Genomic DNA, 9,474 nt, shown 5'->3' on the forward strand with positions numbered 1-9,474 from the left:
CGAGATCCACGAACTGCTCTGATCCTGGCCGCCTGGATGTTCAACGACGCCAGCCAATGGGCGACCAGACCGACCCCGTATCGAGCAGTGGGGCGACCTCATATCAAGCGAGCGCCATGAGCGGCGCCAACCTCCCCTGCCGGTAGCCTGCGCTCGGGCTGCCGGGCGCATAAATCGTACCGATTTTCTCGTTTGGTATCATCGGCTGACGCTATAGCGACTTTTTGCTTCTGGTCTGCAACAATGAGGTCGACACCCCATAACAACACAACGCCGGGTGTCGGAAGCAAACGGACAGACCAGAAAAGGATATTCTATGACTTCATTCTCCCTGTTGGCCCCCGCCATCGCCCGCGACGTGCTCGATCACGCGCTTGCGCTGGGTGCCGACTTCGCCGAGCTGTTTGTGGAGCGCAAGCGCCGCAGCCAGCTCAGCCTGCTCTCCAGCCAGATAGAGAACATCAGCGGTGGTCTCGACTTCGGTATCGGCGTTCGCCTGTGCTACGGCCACAAGGTGCTCTACGGCTACACCAACCTGGCCGATCGCAACGAGCTCTTGCGCATCGTTACCCTGCTGGCGGCCAAGGACAGGCGTGACCCCGTGGTCACCGCCACTGCCTTTGACTTCACCCGCCTGACCGACCGCAACCCGATCGCTCTGCCGCTGTCGGCCGACAAGCTGCTGGAGCAGAAGATCGCCTACCTGCATGCCATGGACGCTGCGGCCCGCGCCGAGAGCGACAAGGTGAGCCAGTTCTCGGGCAACGTGCTCGGCTGGGAACAGGAGGTGGAGATCTTCAACAGCGAAGGAGTCCAGGTGAGCGATCGCCGCCACTACAACCGCATCATGGCCCAGACCATCGCCCTGGACGGGGGCGAGCAGAGCGTAGGTTATGAAGCCCCCGGTGCCATGAAGGGATGGGAGCATGCCGAGAGCATCGATCCCCGCGAGCTGGCTCTCACCGCCACCCGCCAGGCACTGGTGAAGCTGGGCGCCGCCCCCTGCCCGAGCGGCAAGCTGCCGGTCATCATGGAGAGCGGCTTTGGCGGCGTCATCTTCCACGAGGCGTGCGGTCACCTGCTGGAGACCACCTCGGTGGCCAAGAAGGCATCCGTGTTCCACGACAAGATGGGTCAGCTCATCGCCAATCCGGCGGTCAGCGCAGTGGACGAGGGCTTGCAGGGCAACGCCTGGGGCTCCATCAACGTCGATGACGAGGGGATGGCGACCCAGCACACCCAGCTCATCAAGGACGGCGTGCTGACCGGCTTCCTGGTGGACAGAATGGGGGCCCTTCGCACCGGCTACGCCCGCACCGGTTCCGGGCGCCGGGAATCCTACAAGTTCGCCCCCGCCTCCCGCATGCGCAACACCTATATCGAACCGGGCAACTACAGCCTCGACGACATGCTGGCAACCGTGGAACACGGCATCTATGCCAAGCGGATGGGGGGTGGCTCTGTGCAGCCCGGTACCGGCGAGTTCAACTTCAACGTGCAGGAGGCCTACCTCATCGAGGGGGGCAGGATCACCCGGCCCCTCAAGTCGGCCACCCTGATCGGCACCGGCCCGCAGGTATTGAAGGAGATCTCCATGGTAGGGCGCGATCTGGCCCTCTCCGCCGGCATGTGCGGCTCGGTCTCCGGATCCATTCCAACCTCGGTCGGCCAGCCGCCGCTCAAGGTTGACAGCATTCTGGTCGGAGGGAACGCCTGATGAACGTCCATGACACTCTATGCGGTTCCATCTCCCGCCTCATTCGCGTTTCAGTCGGCCAGCCGCCGCTCAAGGTTGACAATATCCTGGTTGGGGGGAACGCCTGATGAGCCAACTCGACATGAACCAACTGCTTGCCCGTCTATTGGACCAGGTCGCCGATCTGGGTGCCGAGGCAGACGTCATCGCCAATCAGGAGAAGGCCTTCTCCCTCAAGGCCGACAAGGGCGAGCTCAGTGAATACAAGGTCACCAGCAGCCAGCAGATCGGCATTCGCCTCATCAAGGAAGGCCGGGTCGGCATCGCCTATTCCGAGTCCCTCGACGCGTCGGCGCTGGATGCCATGGTGCAGGATGCGCTCGATGCGAGCCGCTTCGCCAAGGTGGACCCGGATCAACGCATCACAGTGCAGCAGAGCAGGCTCATCACCGACTGCGCCGAGATACATCAAGCCGACACCACGGCGGTGGAAGAGAAGATCGCCCTGACCCTGCGCCTCGAGTCCGACATGCTGGCCCTGCCGGACGTGACCGGCGCCCCCTACAACGGCTTCTTCGAGGGGGAGAGCCGCCTCTGGCTTGCCAACAGCCAGGGCAGCCTCTGCGAACATCAGGAATTCAGCGTCGGCTGCCACAGCTCCGCTCTCATCGAGCGGGAGGGCCGCCAGTCCATGCACTACCAGGGACAGTACGCACGGCGCTTCGACGAGTTGGAGAGCCAGCCTCTCATCCGCCAGATCCACGCCGTGGCCGATGGCCTGCTGATGGGTGAGGCGGTGCCGAGCGGTCGCTACAGCGTCATCTTCAGCACCCACTGCTTTGCCAGCCTGTTTGGCTGCTTCGAGTCCGCCCTGTCTGGCAAGTGGGCCCAGCAGGGGATCAACCCCTGGCGCGACAAGCTGGGCCAAAGCGTGGCTTCTCGCTGGCTCACCCTGGAGAGTCGTGCCTATATGCCGGGGGGCATGAAGATCAAGGCGTTTGACGGCGAAGGGGCCGCCACTTCGGATCTCCTGCTCATCGGCGAGGGGGAGCTCAAGACCCTGCTGCACAACAGCGCCACCGCCCGCCACTTCGGCGTGACGAGCAACGGTGCAGCCGCCCGCAGTGCCCGCAGTGCCCTGGACGTGGCCCCTCGTCACCTGGTGTTCGGGCTCGGCCCCCACGGCGAGGCCGAGGTACAAAGCGGTGTGTACCTGGAGCTGGTCAAGCTGGACGGCCTGCACTCCGGGGCCGATGCGGTGAGCGGCGACTTCTCGTTCGGCGCCTCCGGCTTCCTCTGCCGAAATGGCGAGCGCGTGGCGCCGGTACGCGGCATCACGGTGGCGGGCAACTTCTATCGTCTGCTCGGGGAGCTGGAAGCGGTCGGCAACCAGCTGCACCACGACGATGGCAAGGACTTCTATGCCCCGCTGATCCGCTTTGGCGGGCTCAGCATTGCCGGCAAATAAGAGGGGGAGCCTTACTCGGCTCTTCCCCCTTCAAGCGGCGCCATCAGGCGCCGCTTTTTTTATCCATGGCGCCCCCCGACAGCCACTTCTAACCTCAAAGAGCCACCGACCGCGTTGGCCGGGAACTCTGGAGAATACGACGATGGACAACACCCTGGTCTGGGCCGACATTCCGACACGGGATCTGGATCGCGCCATGGACTTCTACTCGGCCCTGCTCGATGTGCAGGTCACCCCCATCCAGGAAGAGACCATGCGCTTTGCCATGCTGCGCCACGACGGCAGCAACGCGGCGGCCTGTCTCGGCCCCATGGACAAATATCACCAGCCCGGCGGTGCCGGTCCCCTCATCTATCTCTCCCTAGGTGACAGGCTGCAGGAGGCGGAGCTGCTGGTCCCACGGCTCGGCGGGCGGGTGCTGGAGCCTCTGCACAGCATCGGCAGCGGTCATGGATCCCGGGTCATCATCGAGGATACCGAAGGCAACTGGCTGGCCCTCTATGCCCCACCAGCCAGCTGACGTCCGGATACGCAGAAACAACAACGGCGACCTGATGGTCGCCGTTGTTGTTTAACTGCACTTGCCGGCCATTACGCCTCTGGATTGAGGCGGGTCGGGATGCCGGTACGCTGTTCCAGCACCTGCTTGACCACGTTGGAATCGCTGTCAGCGTGGGCGATGAAGCGGGTGGTCGCCGGGGTCATGGGCAGCGGCACGGAGGCGGTGGAGTTGAACTCTTCCTCGGTGCGCGACAGCGGCTCGTGCACTTCCATGTAGCGACCGCCATCCGGCTCGACCGTGGTCTTGACCGGCTGGTTGACAAACTGGACGCGGGTGCCGACCGGCACGTGATCGAACAGATACTTGATGTCGTCGGCGCGCAGGCGCACGCAGCCGCTGCTCACCCGCAGACCGATGCCGAAGGTGGCGTTGGTGCCGTGGATGGCGTACAGGTTGCCGATGTAGAGCGCGTGCAGGCCCATGGGGTTGTCCGGGCCGGCCGGCCAGACCGCGGGCAGGGTCTTGCCCTGAGCGGCGTAGCGGCGACGGATATTCTCGGTCGGGGTCCAGGTCGGGTTGGCACGCTTGCGCTCAACCTTGGTGATCCAGTTCTCCGGGGTGTTGACCCCGAGCTGGCCGATGCCGATGGGCAGCACATGCACCACGTTCTTGCCCTTCGGGTAGTAGTAGAGACGCATCTCGGCCACGTTGATGACGATCCCTTCGCGGGGAGCGTTGGGCAGGATCAGCTGATGGGGAATGATCAGCGTGCTGCCCGCCTTGGGCAGGTAGGGGTCGACGCCCGGGTTGGCTTCCATGATGTTGGTCAGACCCAGTTGGAAGTCGGAGGCGATCTGCTCCAGCGGACGGTTGTCTGCGGGCACCACGTATTCCTGGTTCTCACCGATCAGGCGGCTGTTGGCCGCAGGCAGCTGGTATTCAACGGCGGCGGCCTGCTGGCTGACCAGCGCCAGCGTACATAAAAGAGCCGAAGCGGCAATGCGAAGGGGATTCATAAAATTCCTGTATGGTTTCCTGTTCCTGTGGGCCTTTGCCCTGCTCATCATCGGTCTCTTGTGGGCCCGTCACCGGGGACCAACAACCGAGCGCGCATTCTTTCCCGAGCAGGGCAAAATTTCAACTTGGAGATGGTCTTTTTCGCCGAAAAGATCCATTTCACCGCCAACTCGGGGGCATCTTTCACCCCTTGCACTCTAGCAACCCCAGTCTGAGCGTAAAATGAACATGGCGCAGGCATGCCAAGGCCGTCCCAAATTGCATGACGAGGCGGTCACGAGTACAATCTCGCACCCCGTATATCCGGAGTATTGAGTCACCTCCTGCTCCGATGTACCCCCATCGGATGGCCGTGCGTCGAAGACGGTCGCGCCACCGATGAACCCACACGACGCCATCAGGTGGCGCCGTCCTGATTTGCAATCAGATAAAAGAGTCCAACATGTTCAGACCAGAATTGCTCTCCCCTGCCGGGACCCTCAAGAACATGCGCTACGCCTATGCCTATGGCGCAGACGCCGTCTATGCGGGCCAGCCGCGCTACAGCCTGCGGGTACGCAACAACGAATTCGATCACGAGAATCTGCAGCTCGGCATCAACGAGGCCCATGCCCTCGGCAAGCAGTTCTATGTGGTGGCCAACATCCAGCCCCACAACTCCAAGCTCAAGACCTTCATCCGCGACATGCGCCCTGTGGTGGATATGAAGCCGGATGCACTCATCATGTCCGACCCCGGCCTCATCATGATGATGCGCGAAGCCTTCCCCGACATGCCTATCCACCTCTCGGTGCAGGCCAACGCGGTCAACTGGGCCACGGTGAAGTTCTGGCATCAGATGGGCCTGACCCGTGCCATCCTCTCCCGCGAGCTGTCTCTCGACGAGATCGAGGAGATCCGCATGCAGGTGCCGGAGATGGAACTGGAAGTCTTCGTCCACGGGGCGCTGTGCATGGCCTACTCCGGCCGCTGCCTGCTCTCCGGCTACATCAACAAGCGTGACCCCAACCAGGGTACCTGCACCAACTCCTGCCGCTGGGAGTACAAGGTGCACGAGGGCAAGGAAGATGACGTGGGCCAGATCGTCCACCGCCAGGAGCCCATCGCCGTGCAAAAGGTGGATCCGACCCTGGGCGCAGGCAAGCCAACCGATGCCCTGGTGCTGCTGGAAGAGTCCAACCGCCCGGGCGAGTTCATGACTGCGTTTGAAGACGAGCACGGCACCTACATCATGAACTCCAAAGATCTGCGCGCCGTCGAGCACGTCGAGCGCCTGACCAAAATGGGCGTTCATTCCCTGAAAATCGAAGGCCGTACCAAGTCCTTCTACTATTGCGCCCGTACCGCGCAGGTCTATCGCAAGGCCATCGACGATGCGGTGGCTGGCCGTCCGTTCGATCCGACCCTGATGGGCACCCTCGAGAACCTGGCTCACCGCGGCTACACCGAGGGCTTCCTGCGCCGTCACAACCACAGCGAATACCAGAACTACGACTACGGTTACTCCGTCTCCGACACCCAGCAGTTCGTCGGCGAGATCACCGGTCGCAATGGTGACATGGTCGAAGTCGAGGTGAAGAACAAGTTCCTGCTGGGCAACAGCCTGGAGCTGATGACCCCCCAGGGCAACCTCAGCTTCAACCTGGAGCAGATGCAGAACCGCAAGGGCGAGCTCATCGACACCGCACCGGGTAACGGCCACGTGGTCTACGTGCCGGTTCCCAAGGAGATCGACGTGAATTACGGTATCCTGCTGCGCAACCTCGGCGAGCGCGAGGATACCCGTCAACCTCACTCGGCGGCCTGAGATGGCACTGCTCATCACCGACAAGTGCATCAACTGTGACATGTGCGATCCGGAGTGTCCGAACCAGGCCATCACCCTGGGGAGCAAGATCTACGAGATAGACCCGGATCGCTGCACCGAATGCGTCGGCCACTATGAGAAGCCCACCTGCATCAGCGTCTGCCCTATCGACTGCATCATCTGGGATCCCGCCCACGTGGAGACCGAAGATCAGCTGATGGAGAAATTCGTGCGGATGCACAGGCAGTAAACCTGCATCAGCGTCTGCCCTATCGACGGCATCCTCCGGGATCCCGTCCATAGGGTGGAGACCGAAAATCAGTTGATGGAGAAGTTCGTGCGGATGCACAGGCAGTAACGCCTGCATCAGCGTCTGCGCCCCATGGACGGCATCCTCCGGGATCCCGTCCATAGGGTGGAAACCGAAGATCAGTTGATGGAGAAATTCGTGCGGATGCACAGGCAGTAGCTGTAGCACCTGCATCAGCATCTGCGCCCCATGGACGGCATCCTCCGGGATCCCATCCATCGGGTGGGAAACCGAAGATCAGCTGATGGAGAAATTCGTGCGGATGCACAAGCAGTCAGCGTCTGACACTCGCGGGTGCATTATCCAGAAATAGAAAAAGCCGGGCATGCCCGGCTTTTTCTATTGCGCTGCCCTTCCCTCAGGGTTTGACCAGTTTTTGCAGCGCCTCGAGTTCGCGCTGGGCTTCCAGCAACTCGGCCTGGGACTCCTCCAGCTTGGACTGCTTCTTGGCAATCTTGTCCGGCTTGCCCGATACCCGTGCGCTCTGCAACTCGGCCAGCCGCTCTTCCACTTCTTCCCTCTGCTTGACCACCTTGCGTTGCTGCTCCTCAAGGAGCCCGGCATCGGTACAATGGGCCTCCAGGTTGCGCAGTGCCCGCTCAAGGCCGGCTACCTGCTCCTGGTTGTTGTGCGCCCTGGCGAACGCAAGCTGATCCGTCACGGCCTGCTGTCTGGCCTTGCAGCCGATGTTTTCACTACCATAGGCTTGTCCGGCCAACAACAATAAGCCTATTCCGGCGATATTCCACATAACAACCTCTGTGTTCTGTCATACTGGATGGCCGTCCATGAGACCTGACTCCCTGTGTGAGGTCAAGACACACGGGGCCGGGCTACGACAGAGTGTGCTCTGCATCATGCCGGGCCGCTTTCGCCGAGGCTACAATGGCCCTTTCAATCAGGAGAGCCACATGACCCAACACATTCTCATCATTGCCAACGGCGCCCCCTATGGCAGCGAGTCCCTGTTCAATGCCCTGCGCCTCGGCATCGCCCTCAAAGAGGAGGGAAAGGTAGACCTCAACCTCTTCCTGATGTCGGATGCCGTCACTGCTGCTCTGGCCGGGCAGGCTCCGGCCGAGGGCTACAACCTGCGCCAGATGCTGGAGATACTGCTGGCTCAGGGCACCCGGATCCGGCTTTGCAAGAGTTGCACCGATGCGCGCGGCATCACCCCGCTACCCCTTGTCGAGGGCATAGAGATAGGCACCCTCCCCTTGCTGGCCCAATGGACTCTGGCCGCCGACAAGGTGCTGACCTTCTAGCCGTCAGGGCCCGGCCCGGACCAGCGCAGGGCGCGAGGTCCGGGTACTCAGACCATAGAGCATCAGGATCACCAGGCAGAGCAGCGCCATCAGAGCGTAAAGCCAGCTCCCGCCCCAGTGGGCCAGCACCCAGCCTCCCAGCAAGGCCCCCATGGCCACCCCGAGTCCGGAGATGGAGGCCGCCCCGAAATAGCTCCCCTTCAAATGACCAGGCGCCATCTGATCGATCAGCACATTGAGCAAGGGGAAGAGGATGCACTCCCCGACGCTCAGGAGGATCACCGCCACTATCCAGTGCCACCAGATGGCGGTATCCCCCAGCGCAAACTGCAACTGGGCGCCGAGAAAGAGCGCCACCCCGAGTTGCAGCTTGCGCCGCGTGGACCAGCGGGCAGTCAGGTGCAGCAGGGGGAACTGCAGCATCACTATGGTCAGCGCATTGGTCGTCACCAGCCAGCCGATGAGCCGCTCCACCTCCGGCGTCCCCGCGCGGGTCAGATACTGGATGAGGGGCGACTCGAACTGGGCGTAGACCAGCATCAGCAGCAGATTGGCCATGATCAGCAGCAGAAACCCCCTGTCCTGCCAGAGCACCCGCAGCACAGCACGCATGCCGGGCCCGGCCGCCTGGCTGGTGTGGCAACCCGCCAGCCTGAACCCGATGACAAAGACGATGCCAAGCAGCAGATAGCTGGCACTGAGCAACAGGAAGGTCTCCTGACGCGCGCTCAGGCCATAGGTGACGCCGAGCAGAGGACCGATGGCCGCCCCCAGGTTGAGCAGGAAATAACGCAGGTGCAGCGCCAGCTCACGGGCTTTGGGCTCGGCCAGATTGTCGGCCATCAGTGCCTTGCCCGGTGAGTCGATGAGCCCGTAGGAGAGTCCGCTGCCGATCACCCCGAGTGCCAGCCAGCCCACCTGGTGGGAGAGGCCGAGCAGGGCCACGCTGGCGGCGGAAACCAGGCAGCCGAACAACAGGATGTTGCGCCGCCCCCATTTGTCCGAGAGCCAGCCGCCATAGAAGCTGACAAGAGTGGAAAGCGCCGCCGTGGCCCCCAGGATGGCGCCTATCAGGGTCGCCGAAAGTCCGTAGTCACGGTAGAGCAGGATGGAGAGAAAGGGCCAGACCATGAAGAAGGTGGTACGCACCATGAAAGTGCCCAGGATGACGATCCAGACCAGGGAAGGAAACTGCCTGAGGTAGGCCCATGACATGCTGCAATTCCTTTTGCCAACGAAGCGGGGTCGTCCCTTATATCAAGGGGCGCCAAAAGGAACAAGGAGACAATCTGCGCCATGCCGGCGACAGGCACAAAAAAGCCGACCCAAGGGTCGGCTCTTTCACATACGGCAGCCTTATTCGGCAGCCGGCTCTTCGACGGCAACGGCAGCAGGAGCAGCAGCCGCTT

9 protein-coding genes and 2 pseudogenes are annotated in these 9,474 nt (G+C 62.4%); 8 read left to right on the forward strand and 3 right to left on the reverse strand.

Features of this window, described 5'->3' with window-relative positions; all coding sequences use genetic code 11:
- Positions 1-316: 316 nt before the first annotated feature.
- The 4 genes and pseudogenes from AACR77_RS04965 to AACR77_RS04975 all read left to right on the forward strand — a co-directional run bounded on the left by AACR77_RS04965 (position 317) and on the right by AACR77_RS04975 (position 3,684).
- A complete protein-coding gene (locus AACR77_RS04965; protein WP_042880129.1) occupies positions 317-1,717 on the forward strand; it encodes a TldD/PmbA family protein in 1,401 nt (466 codons plus the stop codon).
- A gap of 17 nt (positions 1,718-1,734) precedes the next feature.
- Positions 1,735-1,824: pseudogene (locus tag AACR77_RS23100) on the forward strand (TldD protein); the annotation flags it as partial.
- Positions 1,824-3,164 carry a TldD/PmbA family protein gene (locus AACR77_RS04970; protein ID WP_042880133.1) on the forward strand — a complete coding sequence of 447 codons (1,341 nt, stop codon included), beginning with the start codon at positions 1,824-1,826 and terminating at the stop codon, positions 3,162-3,164. The pseudogene AACR77_RS23100 and the gene AACR77_RS04970, both read left to right, overlap by 1 nt.
- Before the next feature lie 142 nt (positions 3,165-3,306).
- Positions 3,307-3,684 (forward strand): VOC family protein, encoded by a 378-nt coding sequence (locus AACR77_RS04975; protein WP_010673739.1) that lies wholly within the window; start codon positions 3,307-3,309, stop codon positions 3,682-3,684.
- A gap of 71 nt (positions 3,685-3,755) precedes the next feature.
- On the opposite strand, the gene AACR77_RS04980 is transcribed toward AACR77_RS04975, so the two are convergent.
- Positions 3,756-4,682 (reverse strand): L,D-transpeptidase family protein, encoded by a 927-nt coding sequence (locus AACR77_RS04980; RefSeq protein WP_041212511.1) that lies wholly within the window; start codon positions 4,680-4,682, stop codon positions 3,756-3,758.
- Between the two features lie 443 nt (positions 4,683-5,125).
- On the opposite strand from AACR77_RS04980, the gene trhP reads away from it, so the two are divergent.
- From trhP to AACR77_RS05000, 3 genes and pseudogenes are all read left to right on the forward strand, one after another.
- Positions 5,126-6,490, forward strand: a complete 1,365-nt coding sequence (trhP, locus tag AACR77_RS04985) for a prephenate-dependent tRNA uridine(34) hydroxylase TrhP (RefSeq protein ID WP_010675357.1) — start codon at positions 5,126-5,128, stop codon at positions 6,488-6,490.
- 1 nt (position 6,491) lies between these two features.
- The gene (locus AACR77_RS04990; protein WP_010675358.1) at positions 6,492-6,740 is read left to right on the forward strand and encodes a YfhL family 4Fe-4S dicluster ferredoxin; all 249 of its coding nucleotides are present in this window, start codon (positions 6,492-6,494) and stop codon (positions 6,738-6,740) included.
- Between the two features lie 112 nt (positions 6,741-6,852).
- A pseudogene (locus AACR77_RS05000) lies at positions 6,853-6,959 on the forward strand (YfhL family 4Fe-4S dicluster ferredoxin); the annotation flags it as partial.
- A 199-nt stretch (positions 6,960-7,158) separates the two neighbouring features.
- On the opposite strand, the gene AACR77_RS05005 reads toward AACR77_RS05000, so the two are convergent.
- Positions 7,159-7,551, reverse strand: coding sequence for a DUF1090 domain-containing protein (locus AACR77_RS05005; RefSeq protein ID WP_042880136.1), 393 nt, complete (start codon positions 7,549-7,551; stop codon positions 7,159-7,161).
- A gap of 160 nt (positions 7,552-7,711) precedes the next feature.
- Here AACR77_RS05005 and AACR77_RS05010 point away from each other — a divergent pair, with 160 nt between their 5' ends.
- A complete protein-coding gene (locus AACR77_RS05010; RefSeq protein WP_010675361.1) occupies positions 7,712-8,065 on the forward strand; it encodes a DsrE/DsrF/TusD sulfur relay family protein in 354 nt (117 codons plus the stop codon).
- A 3-nt stretch (positions 8,066-8,068) separates the two neighbouring features.
- Here the strand turns inward: AACR77_RS05010 and AACR77_RS05015 are convergent, their stop codons facing one another.
- Positions 8,069-9,280, reverse strand: coding sequence for an MDR family MFS transporter (locus AACR77_RS05015; RefSeq protein ID WP_042880137.1), 1,212 nt, complete (start codon positions 9,278-9,280; stop codon positions 8,069-8,071).
- Between the last annotated feature and the right edge of the window lie 194 nt (positions 9,281-9,474).

The sequence above is a fragment of the Aeromonas sp. ZOR0002 genome (assembly GCF_963866995.1).
In the GTDB taxonomy this organism is placed as follows: Bacteria; Pseudomonadota; Gammaproteobacteria; order Enterobacterales; family Aeromonadaceae; genus Aeromonas; species Aeromonas caviae.

Excerpts from the sequence above, each read along its gene's own strand:
- AACR77_RS04980 (WP_041212511.1), bottom strand. The coding sequence starts at position 4,682 with ATGAATCCCCTTCGCATTGCCGCTTCGGCTCTTTTATGTACGCTGGCG.
- AACR77_RS05010 (WP_010675361.1), top strand. The coding sequence starts at position 7,712 with ATGACCCAACACATTCTCATCATTGCCAACGGCGCCCCCTATGGCAGC.
- AACR77_RS05005 (WP_042880136.1), bottom strand. The coding sequence starts at position 7,551 with ATGTGGAATATCGCCGGAATAGGCTTATTGTTGTTGGCCGGACAAGCC.
- AACR77_RS04970 (WP_042880133.1), top strand. The coding sequence starts at position 1,824 with ATGAGCCAACTCGACATGAACCAACTGCTTGCCCGTCTATTGGACCAG.
- AACR77_RS04975 (WP_010673739.1), top strand. The coding sequence starts at position 3,307 with ATGGACAACACCCTGGTCTGGGCCGACATTCCGACACGGGATCTGGAT.
- AACR77_RS05015 (WP_042880137.1), bottom strand. The coding sequence starts at position 9,280 with ATGTCATGGGCCTACCTCAGGCAGTTTCCTTCCCTGGTCTGGATCGTC.
- AACR77_RS04965 (WP_042880129.1), top strand. The coding sequence starts at position 317 with ATGACTTCATTCTCCCTGTTGGCCCCCGCCATCGCCCGCGACGTGCTC.
- trhP (WP_010675357.1), top strand. The coding sequence starts at position 5,126 with ATGTTCAGACCAGAATTGCTCTCCCCTGCCGGGACCCTCAAGAACATG.
- AACR77_RS04990 (WP_010675358.1), top strand. The coding sequence starts at position 6,492 with ATGGCACTGCTCATCACCGACAAGTGCATCAACTGTGACATGTGCGAT.